Origin of the sequence: Nonomuraea rubra (genome assembly GCF_014207985.1) — a bacterium.
GTDB lineage: Bacteria > Actinomycetota > Actinomycetes > Streptosporangiales > Streptosporangiaceae > Nonomuraea > Nonomuraea rubra.
In genome coordinates this window covers 9,065,903-9,084,573 of the sequence record NZ_JACHMI010000001.1, presented here as the reverse complement: position 1 = coordinate 9,084,573, position 18,671 = coordinate 9,065,903, and the positions used below count along the sequence as shown (strand labels likewise).

At 69.1% G+C, this 18,671-nt stretch carries 20 protein-coding genes; 8 read left to right on the top strand and 12 right to left on the bottom strand.

Features of this window, described 5'->3' with window-relative positions; genetic code table 11:
- Nucleotides 1–128: 128 nt before the first annotated feature.
- A complete protein-coding gene (locus tag HD593_RS41415) occupies nucleotides 129–971 on the bottom strand; it encodes an alpha/beta hydrolase (RefSeq protein WP_185107838.1) in 843 nt (280 codons plus the stop codon).
- A gap of 374 nt (nucleotides 972–1,345) precedes the next feature.
- On the bottom strand, nucleotides 1,346–1,708 hold the full coding sequence (locus HD593_RS41410; RefSeq protein WP_185107836.1) for a hypothetical protein: 363 nt from the start codon (nucleotides 1,706–1,708) through the stop codon (nucleotides 1,346–1,348).
- 513 nt (nucleotides 1,709–2,221) lie between these two features.
- Here HD593_RS41410 and HD593_RS41405 point away from each other — a divergent pair.
- A complete protein-coding gene (locus HD593_RS41405) occupies nucleotides 2,222–2,779 on the top strand; it encodes a hypothetical protein (protein WP_185107834.1) in 558 nt (185 codons plus the stop codon).
- Between the two features lie 743 nt (nucleotides 2,780–3,522).
- Here the strand turns inward: HD593_RS41405 and HD593_RS41400 are convergent.
- Nucleotides 3,523–4,065 (bottom strand): DUF5994 family protein, encoded by a 543-nt coding sequence (locus HD593_RS41400; protein ID WP_185107832.1) that lies wholly within the window; start codon nucleotides 4,063–4,065, stop codon nucleotides 3,523–3,525.
- A 276-nt stretch (nucleotides 4,066–4,341) separates the two neighbouring features.
- Here HD593_RS41400 and HD593_RS64985 point away from each other — a divergent pair, with 276 nt between their 5' ends.
- Both HD593_RS64985 and HD593_RS41395 read left to right on the top strand, forming a co-directional pair.
- The gene (locus HD593_RS64985; protein WP_341850708.1) at nucleotides 4,342–4,677 is read left to right on the top strand and encodes a universal stress protein; all 336 of its coding nucleotides are present in this window, start codon (nucleotides 4,342–4,344) and stop codon (nucleotides 4,675–4,677) included.
- Nucleotides 4,569–5,210: a universal stress protein gene (locus HD593_RS41395; RefSeq protein WP_312904081.1), complete on the top strand. Its 642-nt coding sequence runs from the start codon at nucleotides 4,569–4,571 to the stop codon at nucleotides 5,208–5,210. Before HD593_RS64985 ends, HD593_RS41395 begins: the two co-directional genes overlap by 109 nt.
- Nucleotides 5,211–5,435: 225 nt before the next feature.
- Here HD593_RS41395 and HD593_RS41390 read toward each other — a convergent pair whose 3' ends face one another.
- The 5 genes from HD593_RS41390 to HD593_RS41370 all read right to left on the bottom strand — a co-directional run bounded on the left by HD593_RS41390 (nucleotide 5,436) and on the right by HD593_RS41370 (nucleotide 8,911).
- Entirely contained in the window at nucleotides 5,436–6,407 is a 972-nt protein-coding gene (locus tag HD593_RS41390) for a LysR family transcriptional regulator (RefSeq protein WP_185107830.1), read from the bottom strand.
- Between the two features lie 293 nt (nucleotides 6,408–6,700).
- Nucleotides 6,701–6,874 carry a CsbD family protein gene (locus HD593_RS41385; protein WP_185107828.1) on the bottom strand — a complete coding sequence of 58 codons (174 nt, stop codon included), beginning with the start codon at nucleotides 6,872–6,874 and terminating at the stop codon, nucleotides 6,701–6,703.
- Between the two features lie 204 nt (nucleotides 6,875–7,078).
- On the bottom strand, nucleotides 7,079–8,080 hold the full coding sequence (locus HD593_RS41380) for an acyl-CoA desaturase (RefSeq protein ID WP_185107826.1): 1,002 nt from the start codon (nucleotides 8,078–8,080) through the stop codon (nucleotides 7,079–7,081).
- Nucleotides 8,081–8,098: 18 nt separating this feature from the next.
- A complete protein-coding gene (locus HD593_RS41375) occupies nucleotides 8,099–8,410 on the bottom strand; it encodes a UBP-type zinc finger domain-containing protein (protein WP_185107824.1) in 312 nt (103 codons plus the stop codon).
- A 258-nt stretch (nucleotides 8,411–8,668) separates the two neighbouring features.
- Complete coding sequence (locus HD593_RS41370; RefSeq protein WP_185107822.1) at nucleotides 8,669–8,911, bottom strand: hypothetical protein; 243 nt, start codon at nucleotides 8,909–8,911, stop codon at nucleotides 8,669–8,671.
- 482 nt (nucleotides 8,912–9,393) lie between these two features.
- Between HD593_RS41370 and HD593_RS41365 the strand changes: the two genes are divergently transcribed.
- Nucleotides 9,394–9,924, top strand: coding sequence for a DUF5994 family protein (locus HD593_RS41365; RefSeq protein WP_185107820.1), 531 nt, complete (start codon nucleotides 9,394–9,396; stop codon nucleotides 9,922–9,924).
- A 191-nt stretch (nucleotides 9,925–10,115) separates the two neighbouring features.
- Nucleotides 10,116–10,439, top strand: a complete 324-nt coding sequence (locus tag HD593_RS41360; RefSeq protein WP_185107818.1) for an STAS domain-containing protein — start codon at nucleotides 10,116–10,118, stop codon at nucleotides 10,437–10,439.
- Between the two features lie 242 nt (nucleotides 10,440–10,681).
- On the opposite strand, the gene HD593_RS41355 is transcribed toward HD593_RS41360, so the two are convergent.
- Nucleotides 10,682–11,767 carry an AI-2E family transporter gene (locus HD593_RS41355; protein WP_246546990.1) on the bottom strand — a complete coding sequence of 362 codons (1,086 nt, stop codon included), beginning with the start codon at nucleotides 11,765–11,767 and terminating at the stop codon, nucleotides 10,682–10,684.
- Nucleotides 11,768–12,025: 258 nt separating this feature from the next.
- Between HD593_RS41355 and HD593_RS41350 the strand changes: the two genes are divergently transcribed.
- Complete coding sequence (locus tag HD593_RS41350) at nucleotides 12,026–12,922, top strand: YihY/virulence factor BrkB family protein (protein ID WP_185107814.1); 897 nt, start codon at nucleotides 12,026–12,028, stop codon at nucleotides 12,920–12,922.
- A 213-nt stretch (nucleotides 12,923–13,135) separates the two neighbouring features.
- Nucleotides 13,136–13,735 (top strand): hypothetical protein, encoded by a 600-nt coding sequence (locus HD593_RS41345; protein ID WP_185107812.1) that lies wholly within the window; start codon nucleotides 13,136–13,138, stop codon nucleotides 13,733–13,735.
- Nucleotides 13,736–14,453: 718 nt separating this feature from the next.
- On the opposite strand, the gene HD593_RS41340 is transcribed toward HD593_RS41345, so the two are convergent.
- From HD593_RS41340 to HD593_RS41330, 3 genes are all read right to left on the bottom strand, one after another.
- On the bottom strand, nucleotides 14,454–15,713 hold the full coding sequence (locus HD593_RS41340; protein ID WP_185107810.1) for a PP2C family protein-serine/threonine phosphatase: 1,260 nt from the start codon (nucleotides 15,711–15,713) through the stop codon (nucleotides 14,454–14,456).
- A gap of 508 nt (nucleotides 15,714–16,221) precedes the next feature.
- The gene (locus HD593_RS41335; protein ID WP_185107808.1) at nucleotides 16,222–16,551 is read right to left on the bottom strand and encodes a helix-turn-helix domain-containing protein; all 330 of its coding nucleotides are present in this window, start codon (nucleotides 16,549–16,551) and stop codon (nucleotides 16,222–16,224) included.
- Nucleotide 16,552: 1 nt separating this feature from the next.
- On the bottom strand, nucleotides 16,553–17,887 hold the full coding sequence (locus HD593_RS41330; protein WP_221525247.1) for a PP2C family protein-serine/threonine phosphatase: 1,335 nt from the start codon (nucleotides 17,885–17,887) through the stop codon (nucleotides 16,553–16,555).
- Nucleotides 17,888–18,283: 396 nt separating this feature from the next.
- Here HD593_RS41330 and HD593_RS41325 point away from each other — a divergent pair, with 396 nt between their 5' ends.
- Nucleotides 18,284–18,628 carry a hypothetical protein gene (locus HD593_RS41325; RefSeq protein WP_185107806.1) on the top strand — a complete coding sequence of 115 codons (345 nt, stop codon included), beginning with the start codon at nucleotides 18,284–18,286 and terminating at the stop codon, nucleotides 18,626–18,628.
- Nucleotides 18,629–18,671: the final 43 nt, after the last annotated feature.

Sequence of the window (18,671 nt, the reverse complement as noted above, 5' to 3'; positions counted from 1 at the left end):
CGCTGATAGGGGCTGTCAGGGCAGATCAGCGAGGTTGGTGGAAGGTGACGCCGGTCAGTTCCTCTTCGCTCATCGCGCCTGCCTCCGGATGACTCGGCACAAGGCTGGGCCGACCAGCGTGGCGGCGCCTACCGTGTGTCGCCGCGGTTGTTGCTGGGGTGTCTCGTGATGTACCGCACCGCCCAGTGGAGGGCGTGGTCGGCGACGCGTTCCCATTGGGGGGCGCCGAGGGCGAAGTGCGGCATGCGGGCGAATTCGTGGTAGTCGGTGACCGCACGGGACTTGCGATAGCGCTGGTAGGTCTGCCGTACCAGGGTGGCGGGGACGGTGTGATCGGCGCCGCCGGCGATCAGGAGCAGCGGGGCGCGGGTGTCGTTGTGCACGTCGACACTGGTTGCGGAGTGCCGTTGCAGGTTGGCGGCGGCGGCCTGGAACAGAGGGCGGCCGGGGGCGGGTACGTGGTAGCGCTGGTAGATAGCCTCCGATTCCTGCGGGGTCAAGGTGTTGGTGAACGCGTAACGGAACTGCCGGGCGCTCAGTGCCACGGTGCGGGAGCGGTTGCCGGGGTTGGACAGGACCGGGAAGGCTGAGCGCAGGCTGCTGAGCGGCAGTCTCAGCACGCCCTTGATCGGAGTGGGGTGGATCGCGACGCCGGCGGCGCCGAGGCCGCGGCCCAGCAGGACCTGGGTGATCAGGCCGCCGAGGGAATGGCCGACGATGATGGGGGGCCGGGCCTGCTCGCGGACGATCTTTTCGTAGAAGTCGACGACTTCGGTGATGCCCAGGCCGTTCATGACGTCGGGGTTCTTGCGCAGGGCTTCGACCTCGATCTCCATGCCGGGCCAGGCCGGGGCGGACACCTGGTGACCGCGTCCGGCGTAGCGCTCGATCCAGTGCTCCCAGGCGCGCGGGGTCAGCCACAGGCCATGAATGAGGACGATAGGGGGCTTGGTCTCGGTGTTCTCGGTCATGGGACTCTCCTGCGAAGTCATCGATCAGGCGGCCAGCAGCGTGGGAAATCGAGATCCGGCTGCCCCTTCAGCGCACAGGAGTACACGGCTGGAGGAAACGGGCAATTCATGCGCAGCTCATCTCCGGAGCTGATAACCGGCGCCGTCGGTGCAGAGACCGGCCCGGCATCGGGTTACCGAGGCCTACGAGCCACGCCGGTCGTGAGCAGCCTGACCGGTGGCTGCTGATCCGCCGCAGGCCTCGCCACCGGCGAGATCGGATGGTTCATCCCCGCGGGGTAGTCGAGCCCTCAGCCGGAGAGCTCGTCGGACACCGCCTCATAGGCCGACCGTCACGCTCCATGATCGCTGCCTTTCGCCAGGAATCGCCGTGCTTACAGCGCCCGGTCACCCGTGATCGCATCGGCCGCGTCCGCCCACGTCATGTCGAGAAGGCGAGCCCCGGCGTCGTGAAGAGTGATGCCGCAGGCCGGCGCCTGGTCGACAGGCAACCCTTCGGTTGTCGCGCTGATCGCCTGGAAGCGGGTGTCGCGCGTCGGGCCGTTGCCGACGAGGTGGCCGCGCAGACGGCCGGTGCGGTCGTAGACGGCCCACCGGCCGTCGCCCACTTGCGGCATGGCGTCGGGGTTGTCCTTCAGCCACTGCGCGTTGGCCGCGTGATCGGGCCGCTCATCGGCCTCATCCGGCTGGGCTGGATCCCCTGTGGCTTGAACCTCGGTGTTGCGAGCACTGCTCATGTCGTGTCTCGCTCTCTCATCATGGCTGGTCGCCTCCGAGACATCGGAGAAGTACTCTCAGCCGTAACCCAGGGTATGGCACGGATCGCACTCCGCCCTCCACCGTCGGGATGCGCTCTCCCGGCGTGCGCCGACGCAGCCCACCGCCGCCCCAGGCTCCACGCCTGACCGCCGGCCTGCCAGCCGATCCAGGCGCCGCCGCTGGAACAGGGTCCCGACGGTCCTGCGACTGCATGAGCAGGTAGATGCCGGCCCCTGGCCGCGTGGTCAGCCCGCGACCGCTGATGAACAGCCAGAAAATCAGCACCATTTCACCGGCGAAGGTGAACACAGCGACGTCGTGCAGATCGCCGCCCGGATTCCTGCACGGACGGCAGCCGAGCCGCGGGCTCGCAGTGATCAGACGGACGTCGCGGATCTCGGCCGGGGTGCCAGGCCGAACTGAACGGCGGTCACGGAGAGGAGCAGGTGTCGCCGCCGTGCCTGGCTGATGGGCGGCGTAGTGTGGGTGTTGTGACGCATCGCGATGTGCCTACCGACCCGCCGCATGACGCGGTGGCTCCGGTGACGGCGCTCGTCGACGCCTGCCGGCACTTCGCCACCCACGTGCGGCTGCTGGCCGACCAGCTCGGTGCGGTGGAGCTGAGCGACGACGACGTCGAGCGGGTCCACAGTGCCGTCCATCAGGTTTTCACCGCGGCGGGCCTCGCGGGCGCGCTCGCCACCGGGCTGCAACGGCACACCGGTGAGCAGGACTGCCCTCACTACAACGTGCTCACCGACGCCGAGTGGGCTCCGCTGGCCGAGGGCGGCAGGCACGGCCGCAAGGCCGTCTACGGGTGTGAGCTGGAGCCAGGTCATGCGGGCGCCCACGCGGCGCACGTCCAGCTGCTACCCGGACCCGACCGGTTCATCTGGATCCGCTGGGACATCCGCGCCCGCGAACTGGTCACGCTGCCGCCGTGCCCGGCCGAACGCGCCGACCCTGACCCCGACCCGCGCTCCCCTTACGGTGACGAGCCGGCGCCGTGCCTGCTGTTCAAGGGGCACGTCGGCCCGCACCGTTACTAGCCCGGATTCAGATCGCACTCAGCCCGTCACCGGCAGGACACGCCTCCAGGGCATGATCCGACTCCAGTTGCCTTCGGAGAGAGTCAGCCACGAGGCCCGTGCCGGACAGGGGCAGGGACGTACGGCCGATTCCAGGTTCGGTCGGCCACTGCCGGGCTGCAGGGGTATAGCGGGGGCCGCGCTCGCGGCGTGGCGGGATGATGATCGCGAGGTGCGCGGTGACCGTGGCCGGGGTCAGGGTCGGCGATGCGCTCCCGATGGCTGCACCGGTGGTGAGCGCCGTCCCGCTGGTCACGGTCGTGGCGGATCCGTTCCGTGGCCTGTCTCCTTGACATGAGCACCGGACGGACCCCGGGCGCGCGCATGCGCCACTCCGTCACGATCTGCTGCGCGACCCGTAGGTCAACCGTTGTCGGGGGTGGAGCATGCGGCAGGCTGCCTGCTCGGAGGGCGGGTCGTCTCCGCCGAGATCGAGGCCGAAGGGCGGATATCGGTCGGTCATCTGGGCCGCGTAGCGGGCGACCTGCAGCCCTCAGCGGTTCAGCCCGAGGATGAGGTCGAACTGCGGCCGGGGACAACGGCCGGTGATGGCGAGCGCGAACCCGGTGATCAGGACGAGCAGAGCGACCAGGCCGCCGCCGCCCCAGCTCCACCTCTCCGGCCTGCCCGGCCGATCCAGGCGCTGCCGCCGAACAGGATCTCGGCGATCAGGAGGTGCGGGATGGCCAGGAGCCGGCGTGAGGCTAGGCGGTGGCGGGCCGTACGGGCGCGGGATCGGTGACGCGGCCGCCTTCGTTCTCCCAGGCGGCTGAGCCGTCCCGGCCAGGTGAGCCCTCCTCCGGTGCCGTGGGGTGGAGGATGTCGGCGGGACGGACGCCGGTCGTGCCCGCGGCGGCGAGCGCGAGCGCGGCCATGGCGTGGCCGGCCGCGGTGCGAGGCGGGATGACCAGCAGGGTGATGGGCACGGTTCCCGCGATACTCAAGGTGATCAGGTGCGGGTCAGCGCTGCGGAACCAGCCCACCCTGACCTGACGGCCCCGGGCCGGGATACGGCGCGGGATGCGATCCCAGGCGTCCAGATGCAGGCCCACGCGCAGGACGGCCCTTCCGAGCCGCTGGTCCACGGCGGCGATGAGGGAAGGCAGTTCGGCGGCGGCATCGCGGGTGCGCGGCCACCATGCCCCGTCGACCGTGCCTCGCCGGTCGAGAACGGTGTTCAGGCTGAGCCTGGGCGCGGACTGGGCCGCGAGAGCAGGGCTGGACGGGGAGAGGAGTGTCGTCATCATGCTTGCCTGGCCTGTCAGGCCCCTCGTCGGGAGGCCGGAAGTGGTCTATCGCCGCGGGCGACGCCAACCTGAATGCCAACGCTCGAAATGTCCTCGGTATTTCTATTCTACCTCGTTCTGCGACCAGGGAGAGATCTGAAGGTGTCAACAGGGAATCGACGCTGTTATCGATTGCGGTGATGGCCAGGCCGGCGATCACCTGTTTCCCGCGCTCTCCAGGAAGGTCAGCCTGGGACAGGCCGCGCCACCGGAAACCGGCATCTGGAGTCGAAAGGCATGGCCGGTCGGACCGGAAACAATCCACGGCAGCGCGGCGGAAATTCGGAAGAATGTTCAAGCGCTGACCGCGGTGATCGTCGACGACACCGAAAACATGCCGGTCCGAGTCCGGCTTATTCTCGCTTCCAGCGATCAGTAAATCTCAGGCGCAAATCTGGAGTAGCCATGAATCATGTCATTGTCGTGGGTGCGGACGGTTCGGATGCCGCGACCGCGGCCGTCGAGTGGGCGGCAGACGATGCCGCTCGCGCGGGGGCGTCGACTGCGAGCTGCTTCAGGGCGCCGCCGCGGCGGTGTTGCGCAGCCAGACCGGTGACTCCGCCGAGGTCGTGATCGGCGCCGGCGGGCTCGGCGGATTCCCCGGGGCCGTGCTGGGCTCGGTGAGCACCCACGTGGCCGGGTACGCGCACGGCCCGGTGGTCGTCGTCCGATCCGGCCCCGACACCGCCCACGGGGAGGTCGTCGTCGGGCTGGAGGACTATCACGCCTGCGGACCCGCCCTCCGTTACGCCTTCGAGCAGGCGATGCTCCGGGCGAGCACGCTACGCGCGCTCTACGCCTGGCAACCGCTGGCACACGCTCACATCCCCGAAAGCGCCCATGACCTGGACGAGATCCACGCCACCCAGTGCCGGAGCGCGGCCGTCATCCTCCGGGGATGGCGGCAGCGATACCCGCAGGTCCCCGTGATCGAGGACGTGCGTCGCGCCCACCCCGTCGATGCTCTCGTCCGCGCTTCCGCCCAGGCGGATCTGGTCGTCGTGGGTTCTCAGGGCAGAGGGGCGATCGGCACCGTGATGCTCGGATCCGTCACTCTCGGGGTCTTGCACGGTGCACGCAGCTCCGTCGCGGTGGTGCGGCCATGAGGACTTGGCCGGGGATGTGCAGCCTGCGCCGGTGACCGTCGTGCTGAGTCAGCCGGCAGGATCGCGGTTGAGCAGCGGCGCCGGAGGTGCCGGCGGTGCGCCCGGCTGGGTCACCGGGCCGCAGACGAGCTTGTCGGCCGCCTGAAGCAGGCGATCCGGGATCGATCCAGCTCCAGAACCGATCACCAGGATGTCGGGCTGCGCACAGCGGTCGGAGCGCGTGCGTCAAACGTTCTCGTCGCTGTGGCCGGCGGCTGTCGGAGCGTCTTCGCGGGGTGCCGGCTGGGTGAACGGGGCGGCAGGCTCCAGCCAGCCGAGCTGTTGGGCGAGGTGCCTGGCGCTGTTGATGACGGTGGCGATGTGGGGAGAGGGGTTGTCCTGGTGCCACAGCAGTGACCACGGGTAGTGCGTCGCGGGCTCGGCCAGAGGCCGCCAGGTGGTGCCGGGCCGGTTGGAGGAGCGGAAGGAGGAGGGGACACAGGACACGCAGCGGTGCTGAAGGACGAGGTCGGCAGCGGCCCGGGAGCTCTCGACGGTGCCCTCGTAGAGGGCGGGCGTGAACCCGGCCGAACGGCACAGCGCGAGCACGAGCTGGTTGAGCTCCGGCGTCTGCGACTCCTCGCCCAGCAACAGCAGCTCGCCGGCGAGGGCGGCGACGGGCACGCCGGCGAGAGCGGCGAAGCGGTGGTCATCGGGCACCAGCACGCCGAGCGGATCGAGCCTGATGAGCTTCGAGGTCACCTCGGCCGGGGTCTGCGAGGCATGTCCGATGGCGATGTCCAGGCGGCCGTCGGCCAGTTGCCGGTACTGCTCGGGGCTGCCTGCTTCGACTTGGTGGATGGTGATGTCGGGATGGTTGTCCTGGAGTTCGCGCAGGATCTGCGGCATGGTGTCGTAACCGGCGTCGATGATGCCGACGCGCAGCGCGGGCACCGACGCGGCGGCGTTGCGGGCGGCCTGCGCGGCCCTGCTGACGTGGTCGAGGATCTGCCGCGCCTCGACGAGGAAGGCGGCACCGGCGGGGGTCAGATCGACGTGGTGGGTGCTGCGGTCCAGCAGCCGCACGTCCAGCTCGCGTTCCAGCCGCTGGATCTGCTGGCTCAGCGCCGACTGCACGATGTGCTCGCGGGCGGCCGCGCGGCCGAAATGCAGCTCTTCGGCCAGCGTCACGAAGTAGCGCAACTGCCGTAACTCCATGCCCGCCACCCCTCTCTGTCCGGGCGACGCCGTTCCGGGCCGTCGTCTCCCACTCTAGGGTGCCTCGTGAGCGAGTGAAGTTCTGGAGGCGGGCCTGACCCCATGCGCTGGACTGAGGTGTGTGGCAGGCGATCTTCGGATTCATGCCGAGGCAGTTGAGGGGGGCGGCCAGGATCGTCACCGCCGCGGAGACGATGGGGTCCGTCGGATGGGGTCATTGTGGAGTCCGCCGAGGTTCAGGCGGGATCCCAACTCGGGACGCAGGACCCGCCGGGCGGGCTGTCGAAGCGGGATCAGCGCTTACCGGCGTCGCCGGTCTTCCCGCCGGTCTGCTTCAGCCTGCCCGCAGTCTGATCGCTCTTGCCCGCGATCTGCCGAGGCCGGTTGCCGTTGACGCGGCCGAAGCGCTGCCTGGCCCAGCGCTTGACGATCTGGACCTTGTTGCTGATCTCCCACTGTAGGCTCATCGCGATCTTCCTCACTGCTCCGCCGCGGTCAGGCGGTTTGGACTCCCAGTGTCCGCACCGCACTGGTCGGGGGAAATGAGCAAAGGGCGGTTCCGGTTATCACCGGAACCGATGAGCGCGGTGTATCCCAAGGACCGCGACCATGTGATTCCTCTTTGTCCATGGAACGGGACCGGTTGGCAGCGGAACCGACAGGCTCATCGATCAGTCTCCGGTCGGCGCGTGGGCTTGCCTCTGTGGGCCGGCGCGACGGCGCTGGATCCGTTCGGGGTCGGGCCAGTGCACCTTGCCCGCCCAGCCGAGCCGCTCGAACAGGCCGATCACGGCTGCGGACGGGTCGAACTGGCCCCGGTTCAGGCCGTGCCGGGCGCAGCTCGGCTCGCTGTGGTGGCCGTTGTGCCAGCTTTCGCCGAAGGACAGCAGGGCCAGCGGCCACAGGTTCGTCGAGCGGTCGTGACGGCGGGTCTTGAAGGGCCGTGCGCCGATGACATGGCACAGGGAGTTGACGCTCCAGGTGACGTGCTGGAGGAGCGCGATGCGGATCAGGCCGGCCCACAGGAAGGCGGTCAGGGCGCCGTACAGGGTGCCGGTGATCGCCCAGCCGGCCAGGAACGGCAGCGCCAGCGACAGCGCGCACAGCGCCGGGAAAGCGCGTGCCACTCGTCTCATGGCGGGATCCGCCAGCAGGTCCGGGGCGTAGCGTTCGGCGGGGGTCGGGTCGTCGGCGAACAGCCAGCCCAGGTGGGCGTGGGCAAGCCCCCGAAGCTGCCCGCGCAGTCCCGTGCCGTACCGGTAGGGGGAGTGCGGATCGCCCGGCCGGTCGGTGAAGGCGTGATGGCGGCGATGCACCGCCACCCAGTCCACGACGTTGCCCTGGAAGGCCATCGACCCGGCGACCGCCAGCACCACGCGCAGCCAGGGCCGGGCGGTGAAGGAGGCATGCGTGAGCAGCCGATGGAAGCCGACCGTCACCCCCAGACCGGTGACCACGTACAGGACGGCGGCGAGCAGCAGATCGGTGAGTGTGACGCCCTGCCCCCACGCCAGGGCGATCGCGACGCCGAGCGCGACGAACGGCACCACCACGATCGTCGCGGTCAGTCCTACCTGGAGCCTGCCTGCTGGAGCGTGTTCTTCTGCCCCGGGGAAGGGCGATGCGCCGTCGTAGTCCTGACGGTGTTGCACCGCCTGTTCGGAAATGGTCATGGGTCTCCTGCGTCTCGTTCATACGGTGCGGCGGTGCACGTAACACCAGCGCCAGGTCGATCTCGATTCCAGGGTGGCGACGACCGGATGGTCGGTCTCCTCGTAGTGGGCGCGGGCGTGCCCGCCCTGTGAGTCGTCGGAACAGGCCACCCAGCCACAAATCAGGCACACCAGCAGGCGCGTCCAGGGCCGGTCGAGGGTCAGACATTCCTTGCACTCGGCCGGTCCATACTGCACCTGGGGGAGCTGGTCGATGTGATCGCAGCGCGGGGCCTGACCATTCAGGCCTGCACGGTCGGTCGCGTCCGTTCCTTGTGCGTCCAGGGTCATCACGACCCCCTCACGGTGACAGCGACGCAAGGTGCGCCGACTGGTCACTTACCAGTCAAGGTGCTCAGCCGGCTCGGCGGAAACACGCAATCCCAGCTAGCCTCATCAGCTGCGGCGATTGCGAGGCTGCGGGCTCGTCGCCGTTCTTCCTCGGGTACTGGTCTGTCTTCCGCCGATGCCCAGGCCGTCGCGGCGAACACGGGGCCGGGCGCGATCGAATTCTCCAGTGACGATGTGATTTGCGACAAGAGCTGATCATCAATCGCACATCGCGAAAAGTTCGGCCTGTGCGGTGATGTGCCCCAATATTCTCGCATCACAGCGCGGGTATTTCATATCAGCCTTGCTGGTGTGGCGCTGACCGCCTGGCCGGCCACTGTGGTGATCGCCCGCCTGGCGCGCCGGGCACACCCGCACCAGCGTGGCCTGGGCGGGCGTGTGGGCCGCCGCGCTCGTGTCCGTCGCCTTCATCGCCTTCATGCCGCAGAACACCACCGCCACGCAGGTGTCCTTCCTGAGTACACGGCACCCTGCCGCTCGCGGTCGCGATGCTGATCGCCACGCTCAGCGGGGATCCTGGTCACCCTGGTGCTCGGCACCGCCCGCATCGCCCAGCTCCGCCGCCTGGCCAATCGGCGCCGCCGCCGGAACCGCTGACCGGCGAGCCTGCTCCCGGTAGGGCTTGCTGCCCGAAGTTGAGCCGCCGTCAGGGAGATCGGATCGTCGTGTGGTATCGGCGCACCACCTCGGCGACGTAGCTCTTCACGTCATCGATCGAAAACCCCGACATCGCGATCCTGCTGTGATCAGCTTTCTCATCGAACGGGGAGGAAATGGCGCCAGCGCACTTCCGGAACCGCATGATTTCGGAAGGTATGAGGTAGAATGAAAATACCGAGGATTTTTCGAGCGTTGGCATTCAGGTCTGCGTCACCCGCGGCGAACCACCACCGGCCTCTTGGGGCCTGGACAGGGTAGGCGACATGACGCTGACACTTCTTTCTCAGCCCGCACCGCTCAGCTCCGCCTCATCGGCGATCCCCCGCGCCGATTCCGCGCTACGGCTCAGCCTCCACCCGGTGCCGAATCGGCGCGCCGTGGTGAACGGGGCCTGGTGGCCCTACTCCCGCGATGCGGCCGCCGAACTGCCTGGCCTCATCGCCGCCGTCGACCGGCTGCTTGATCGCGTCACGCTCGGCATCAGCGTCCATGGCGACACGTGGCAGAGCCTCCCTCGCCGCATCCCCGCTCGCGGCCGCCAGATCCGCATCAGCTGGTCACGCCACACCGACCCGCGCCTGATCACTCTCAGCTTCGCCGCCGGAGAGCCGGTCGTCTTGCTGATCATCCCCTCGGGCACCGCCGCCGACGCTGCGCAGGCCACGCTCAAACTCGCCACCCAGGACACCGCCGGCCTGACGCCCGACGACATCCTCAACCTGGCGACCCTGCCATCCCGACCCGCGGCGCGCCCGACCCTCCGTACGGTGACCGCCGGCAGCTCAGCCGACTGAGACCACGAGGCCGGGGTCTCTCCTCGGCAGGAGACGGCCACCTCCACCAACCGACCGTCGGCACCGGTGTGACCCACGTGCCGCCTGCCGGCCGGATCGAGCGGTCCAGGCACCGCCCTTACTGGCGGCGGCCCGATCTCTCCGGCCGGCAGGCATCCCGTCCATTCGGCTTCTCCAGTGAGGAAACCTTCATGACCGTCATCGACATCGCCCCACTCGCCGGGGCGACCGCCCCGGTGCCGACCCTCGTGCGGCTGTCCGGGAACATCGGCCTCTTCACCACAGCGCAGCTGCGCCAGCGACTGATCAACACCCTCGCGCACAGCAGCGACCTGCTCGTCCTGGACCTGTCCCGGGTCACCTTCTGCGGGCCCGGCGGGCTCGGCGTGCTGGTCGGCGTGCAAGGCCGTGCCCGGGCCCAGGGCATCACGCTGGCCCTGACCGGCCTTCCCCCGTTCATGGCCCGGCTGCTGCGCACCGCCGGCCTGGACCACCGCTTCCCGATCATGGCGTGACCGGCCCCGGCCACCCGCAAGCCCGCCGAGGCGAGCTGTGACGGCAGCCCGCCCTTCCCCGCCCTTCCCCGGCCGGCGACGCCCACGCGCGCTCCGGCGATGAAGCAGGTGCCCGTTGCCGCGAACGGCGCCAGTACGAACACCCACAACGAGCTGGCATGCGCGCGTCCCGCGTGAGCCCGCCACGGCCCGGGCGCCACCTGCGCCCGCCGCGAGCGTGCCTCCACCCGCCTCTGAGCCCGTCAATCCTTCTGCTTGGGTTGCTTCTCAGGAGGTACGGCCTGCGCCGGTGGTCTCGGGACCGGTCCTGCCGGGAGGGGGATCGGATCGTCCTTGAAGAGCTCTGGCACGGCCCGGTAGAGAATGGCGGTGATCGGCACGGCCACGACCGCGCCCGCGATCCCTGCCAGGATGCCGCCGACTGCCAGCACGATAATGATCGCGAGCGGGTGGAAGTGCAGCACCCGGCCGACGATCAGCGGCTGGAGCACGTGGTTCTCCAGTTGCTGCTCGACGATCAGGATGCCGATGAAGATCAGCGCGTAGATCGGGCCCTTCGCGCCGAGCGTGACCAGCGTCGCGACCGCGCCGGCGAAGAGGATGCCGACGATCGGGATGAAGCCGGCCAGGAAGATCAGCACGGCCAGTGCCGCCCACAGCGGGACGCCCATGATGGCCAGCACCACACCCATGAGCACGCCGTGCACCGCGGCTACGGCCACAGTGCCCTGCACGTAGTGGGACAGCGTGGCCCAGGCGGTCCGCCCGGCCCGATCGACCCGTGGCGCCATCCGGCCGAACCCCTTGAGGAACCAGGACCAGATCCGGTCACCATCCTTGAGCAGGAAGAACGTCACGAACAGCAGGAGCACGATCGAGGCCAGCACCTCGACCACCACCACGGTGCCCGCGAGAACCGTCGAGGTGATCTGCTGCTGCCGCTCGGTGACGAACGTGGCGATCTCGTCCACCCAGCCGCTGAGCTGGATGGGCTCCAGGTTCAGCGGGCCGGTATAGAGCCAGCCCTCCACCGTCTTGGCCGTCTGCCTGACCTGGGTCACCAGGCCGGGGAACTCCGCGTTGGCCCGGACGCCGATGATCCAGCCCGTCCCGCTCAAGGCAGCGAGGGCGACGAGCATGGTGATCCAGGTGGCGTAGATCGCCCGCAGGCCGGACGCGCGCAGGCGCCGGGTGAGCGGGAACAGCAGCGCGGTCAGCAGCAGGGCCACCGCCACCGGCAGGGCGACGATGCGCATCGCCGCCACGAAGCCGAACACGTAGTTGGCCACGACGCCGATGACGATCAGACACGCGCACCACGCGGCCATCCTCGCCAAGGTCGCAGGCACTAACCGCAACAGGTGCTCCTGAGGTGGATCCATGCACGGGAACCTTCCCCACCGGCCGGAGATAGGCACGCCTTGAGGCTTCAAGGCGCAGGGAAACGTTCGGAGAAATAGAGTGCGCGTTATGGGTAGGGTTATCCCTCCTCTACCAGCTTTCATGACGGCACGGTGAGCCATCTTCTGTGAGACGACCGCGGCGCGCGCTCACGGCCGCATTCCGCCGACGTACCGGCCTCGGCCATGAGCGCCTTCAGGGGCTGGGCCAGCCGGATGGCGGCAGGCTGGAAGAACGCGAGGAGCCGGCACGGGTGGCTGGATCACATGGTGCGGGCCCTGATCCGCTACGACCAGGCCGATGCCGGCCGGCTGTCGGCCGCCCTCACGTACTACGCTTTCTTCGCCACGTTCGCTCTGGCCCTGCTGGGGTTCGCCATCCTCGGCCGCATCCTGGATCAGCCGGCCGCGCTGGCCGAGGTGCAGCGCTACCTGAGCGACACCTTCCCGCGCCTGGACGTCCAGGCGCTTCGCGACGCCGGAGGAACGGCCGGGCTGGTGGCCTGCGTGGTGCTGCCGCTGACGGGCCTGTTCTGGATGGACACCCTACGCTCGGCGACCAGGGCGATCTGGCGGCTGGAGGAGTATCCGGGCGGCTTCTTCCTGCGTCAGATCATCGACCTGGGCGTGGTGGCGGGGCTCGGGATACTGCTCTCGTTGTCGCTCACCGTCGTCTTCGCCGCCGAGTGGGTGCTGACCTGGATCGCGGTGAACACCGTGGGCGTGCAGGCCGCTCCCGCCCAGTGGGTGCTGTCGGTGGCGGCGTTCGTGCTGGGCATCGGAGTCAACACGTTGCTGGCCATGGCGCTGCTCACCGCGCCACCACGGCTGCACCTACCGCTGCGCCGGGTGATCGGGCCGGCGCTCGTCATCACGATCGGCCTGGAGATTCTCAAGACCCTCGGCCAAGCTCTGCTCAACCTCACCGCCGCCAACCCCGCCTACCAGGTCGTCACCGGAGCGGTGGCGATGCTGCTCTTCCTCAAGGTGCTCAACCAGCTCATCCTGTTCGCCACCGCGCTGGCGGCCACCAGCACGACCGGGGACGTCACCGACCTGGCCACTCGGCGCGGTCCGCCGTGACCTTGAGGTGTACTGCCACGCGACGCAGGAAGGCGGTTCCGCCGAGAGCTTCACCATTCAACCCTCGTCGAGGGGCGTGAGCTGCGATCGGCTCCGCCGATGAGCTTTGCTCAAAACGGCCATATCCGTCTCCGGGTCGATGGCGTTGACTGACAGTGCCCGGTTACCTGGCTTCGGGCGGGATGCGCCGGTGATCCTGGAGCGGAGGCGGTCATGTCCACCGAGACCGTGATGTGGGTGGCTGTCATCGTCGGGGTGGTGGCGGTGATGCCGGCCGTCGGCTTCTTCTTGGTGCGCAGGCGTCGAGATCGCCTGCGAGCGCGATTCGGCCCCGACTACGAACGCACTGCCGCCGCGGCGGGTGACCGCAGGGCGGCCGAGCGTGAGCTGCGGACCCGCCGAACGCGATCAGGGCCACTCGACATACAGCCGCTCGATCCCGACGCGCGCCGCAACTACGCTGACAGATGGGCCGCGGTTCAGGAGCGTTTCGTGAACGAGCCGGGTCCCGCGGTCAGCGAGGCCGATCTGCTGGTGCGGGCCGTCATGGCCAAGCGCGGATATGCCACTGAGGACTTCGCGCAGCAGGCCTCCGAGCTGTCCCTGCGGCACAGCCGCACTCTGGAGCACTACCGCCAAGCCCATGAGGTCAGCGGGCGCGCCACGAGCGGCTGGGTGTCCATCCAGGAACTGCGGCAGGCCATGACGCACTTTCACGCCTTGTTCGACACCCTCCTCGGCGGCGACCAGCGGCCTGTCCGTGCTCGTACACCTCTGACACGCCCACGCGGAACCACGGGTCCCCACCGGTAGGCCGCAGAGCGCACACGAGGCCGCGAGCCGCGGCACACACGACGGATGAATCCACCCCGTGGTCGTGCCACGGGAAACTCACGAAGGCGCCAGGCCCATGACCGGGGGTGCAGGTGCTGTTCGCCCATTGCTTGCGATGCCATTCCAGAGCGGCTTTGCCAAGGTGGACGCCTCGGGCCACTGGCGCGTGGTTCGAAGGGCGCGTGATGTCAGCGGTGTCCGTCGGACTGGAGGGCGGAGAACTCTGCGTGCGCCCGTTCGACGGCCGCGCCTGGCAGGTGGTCAGCAGCCCGACAGAGGCCGGATCGGTCGGAAAAGCACGCGGCTGGGCCGATCACCTTCAGGACGCCGGCCAGAGCCTTGTGCAGGCGGGGCGTTCACCATCACTCACCTCGCCGTCCTTGGCTTCATGCAAGGACGTTCAGTCAGCAATCGTCCCTGCGCCGCGGGGATCTGGAGCCGGGTCAGCGGCTCTCGGTGAGAGGTGCGCCGCCCGCGGCGGGCGCCAGGGGGGCGCAGCCAGGGTGATCCGTGGCGGAGCGCAGTGGCCCTCCGTGCTGAATCTCAACGCGCCGTCGTTCTGCGACCTCAGCGTGATCAGGCACTCATCACCATGCGTACCGTGCTGAACGACGCCGGGGGGATCGCATCGCCATCATCGCGGCTCATCCCCGCGTAGCCGAGGTCTTCGCCAGGCTTCCCGCCCTCATGGACGCCCTCAGCCTGGTGTATCTACCGGCGCCCCGGAGCTTCCCAAGGCGAGCCGCTGTTGCCGCTCGGTGCGCCACTCGACCGTCAGCACGGTGGCATCGTCCTGGAGCCGGCCGCGCTGGTACTTCAGGACGGTCTGGATCAACCGGCGCAGCGTTTCCGGCGCCGACATGCCGTCGGCCTCGCGGCGGACGATGAAGTCGATGAAGCGCTCCAGCCCGAACACTTCCCCGTCCGGACTCTGCGCCTCGATGACGCCGTCGGTGTAGAACAGCAGCCGATCCCCGGGCTCCAGCTGGTAACGCAGGAGACCGGTGGACAGAGCCCAGCCGAAACCCATCGGCGGATCGGGGACGCCAGTCAAGGCGGCGACCAGTTGGCCGCCTCGGATCACCAAGGGCGGATGATGGCCTCGGTTGACCCAGCTCAGCTGGCCGCTGCGCAGGTCCAGGTCGGCCAGGACACCCGTGGCGAAGCGGTCCGTGAACTGCTCGGCGATCGCCGCGTCGATCGCCTGACTCGTCGCGGGCAGGTCCTTGCCCTGGCGGCGGCTGGTGCGACCGGACCCGACGGCGATGGTGGCGGTCAGCCCGGCCGCGGTGTCGTGTCCCATCGCGTCGAAGATCGACAAATGCAGCGTGTCACCGTCGATCGCATAGTCGTAGGCGTCTCCGCCCACCTCGTAGGCGGGCTCCAGCGCGGCACTGACCACCACGTGGTCGTTGGCGAAAGCTCCCGGCGGGAGCAGGTTCCACAACACCTCAGCCGACAGCGTCATCGGCTGAGCGCGCACCAGGCGCGCATAGGAGTCGCTGTGCGGACGCTTACTGATCACCAGCAGCGAGACGAGCGAGGCCAGCCGGCCGACCAGCAGCCCGGCGCCCTCTGCGCCGTTCGGCACGGTCACCCCCAGCACGCCGACCCGCTCGGTGCCGTTCAGCAACGGCACCCACAGCCGCTGCGGACCCTCGCCCGCCGGCGACGTCCGCGCACTCTCGGGCGCGGCGGGGTCCAGCACGTGCCGCGCCTCGACGATCTCCACGCCGCGGAAGGCACGCCCCGCCATGGTGGCGTCGATCCGGATCGGCTCGAGCCGCTCTCCGAACACATCGTGTTGTCCAGTCAAGGGCATCAGCAGTTGCTGTTGCAGGTCGGCTACGTAAATCATCGTCTGTGAGAAGCCGGCCAACCGGCCGTACTCGGCGACCAGGCCCGGCAGATCCTCCATCGCGGACAGATGAGCGGCCTCCAGCAGCCCGCCCAGCATCCCCTCACTCTCACCCGTCACCCTGGCGCCTTCCCTCGAACCCCTGCCATCACCCTAGATCTTGGCCCCGTGCCGAGCCCGCCAGACAGGTCGCCGGGGCGTAGAAGCCCCTGGCACAGCCGGGCGACACCACCGGCTGAGCGCGCCGGCGGCCCGGCGCCGCCCAGTTGCTGTCCCGACTGCTTCCGGACGCCTTCGACCGCGATGGCTCCATGGGCGATGTTCAGCGCTCGGGCGCGTCTCTGCCGTACGAGGACCGGAACTCCCGCGACCGTGCGTACGCGCTCAAGCCGGTATCCACCCGGCAGTCCGGCGCGAGGAAGGTCGTATCCGCCGGCCGGACACCCACCTCGCACTCCCGCGCCAGCAGGTTCTCCCAACCCTCCAGAGCCAACCGCCGGACACCCGCCCCACCGCGCTTCCCGGGGCATCCGAAACACGCGCGCAAGTCCGCCACATCAGCCCTCTACTGAACAGGAACCACACGCCTATCCAACAGGGGACATGGTCACTGTGGCCCTGGCGGTCCTGTCCTCGGCTGCCGCGGTGGCGGGCCGGCAGCGGGGCTGGTGTGTCGCTGCAGGATGTGGCGGACCTGTTCGTGGGAGCAGCCCGCGGCGGTGGCGATCCGGCGCAGCGGCAGGCCGTCGGCGCGGGCGGCGGTGATGGCCTGCTCGCGCGCCTGGGTGTGCAGGCCGGTCAGGCTGTCCTGCAGCTGGTGCAGGATGCGAAGCCGGTCCTCGGCGGCGACCTCTTGCAGTCGGTCGTGGAGCCGGTCGATGCTGGTGCAGATGTCCTGGACGCTCTGCCGCCAGCCCGGTGTCGCGGAATCGCTCATGTCAGACCTCATCGATGGCGGGGACGCGCAGGAGCAGCAGGGCGGTGTCGTCGCTGCGATAGTTCCCCGCATGCGCGGTAAGGGCGGCGGTGATGCGATCCAGGATCCGGTCGGCGTTCAGACCGCCACATCCGGCCAGCAGCGCGGCGAGCGCCGGTTCTCCCCACGAGGCGTGATCTCCGCGGCGGTGGGCCTCGGTGACTCCATCGGTGTAGAGCAGCACCGCGTCACCGGGCGCCAGGTCAACGATCTCGGTGTGGAGGCTCAAATCATCGAACATGCCCAGCAGATCGCCGGGCAGGCCGGCTTCCTGCACCGTGCCGTCTGCTCGCCGGATCAGCGCGGGGGCGTGGCCGCCCAGGCTGATCAGCCCGCGCACGCTGCCGTCCGGGTGGGGCTCGAACGTCAGGCAAGCGGCGGTCAGGAAACGGGTGTTGAGCCGCTGGCGGCACAACGCGTCGTTGAGCCGGGTCAGCACGGTGGCCGGGGATAGATGCTGGGTGGCCTCGGTACGCACGGTGTAGCGGGCCAGGGCGGTGACCTTGGCCGCTTCCAGCCCCTTGCCCGACACGTCGCCGAGCACGGCGCACCAGCGCTGCTCCTGGGTGGCGAACAGGTCGAAGAAGTCGCCGACCACGTTCTCGCCGTCGCTCGCGGGCAGGTAGAGGGCGGCGGCATCCAGCCACGCCGGCCGGGCGATCACCGGCGGCAGGAGGCTGTCTTGCAGGCTCTGTGCCAGTTGACTAACGGCCTGGTGCGAGCCCTCCAGGCCCTCAATGCGCTCGTGGGCCTGGCGCAGTCGCCGGCGCAGGCTGATCTCTTCGCTTACCGAGCGGGCCAGCCGTTCCAACGCCTGGCGCTGCGTGCCGCTCCACCTGCGCGGCCGGTCGTCCAGCACGCACAGCCCGCCCAGCACCAGCCCTTCATCTGACAAGATCGGGAAGCCTGCCCACGCACCGAGGCCGCCCTCATGCGCGATCGGCAGATGCGCCAGCCGGGCATCGTGCGCGGCGTCTTCGACCATCACCGGTGTTCCAGCGCCGATCAGCAGGTGGCACAGGTCTTCATGGATCGCAAACCGCCGCGTTTCCAGCGACAGCGGCCCGCCGCCCGCGGCAGCCTTCCAAAAGGAGTGCCTGCCATCCAGCAAGGCCACGCATGCCCGTCGGGCTCCGGTCGTCGCCACAGCCAGCTCGCACAGGTCATCCAGACCCTGCTCGGGCTCACTGTCCATCAGCTCCGTCGCGGCCAGCGCGGCCAGCCGCTGCGGGTCGTACACCTGGGCCGGTAGCTGGGGCACCGTAGGCGCCAGGACCGGCTTGAACGACGATGCCACGCCAGCACCTCCTCATGCGAAAGGTGTGCCAGGGGGGCCCACGCTGCCTCGTAGTCGCTCAACAACCGATCCGCGTCAACTCACTTGACAGGACCTAATCTACACCCAGCAGCGTTGACTCCATCGTCGGGCGTGAGTCCGGCGTCTCGCCTGGAACCGCGTGCTCACGCCTGTTGGGGGCAGGCCCGGCCTAGTCTCGGTCCTGCTTCTCAGGAACGCTCGATTGCCAGAGAAGATCACCGGTGTCGTGGCCGCGCTGCAGAGAGGGTCAGGACGCTGAGGAGGTATCGCCGTGACGTCATCACGTCACCTCCGGCCCTTCCTCAGCACCAACTGGAGCTGCCCGCGCATGCGGACGGGCGGCGGCGTAACCCGCTGCGCCGCCAGGGCTTCTCCGTGGTCGAGGAGGTGGAGGCAGAACTCGAGCACGCCTGCGCGCTGCTGGCGTTGGATGAGGATCCGCATGTGCGGCGGAAGATCACCGATCTGGTGCTGGCCGTTTTGAAGGACACCAAGGTCCTACCGCCAGTGGAGGAGGTGCGGCGCAAGGTCCGTACCCACGAGGATCTGAACCCGACCGCTACGGTCGCGGAATGGATGACCGAGTTCCTGCGCCGCAAGCGGAAGATCGATCAGACCACGCGCCGATCGTACGAGGCGCACATCCGGCTCTACTTCACTCCCTGCTCACCTGGTGTGAACAGGCAGGCGGTTGGCTCAGGTTGCGGTGTGCCGCGTTGATGGCGGCGAGCAGTACACGGGCTGAGGGGTCTCGTTTGCCGGT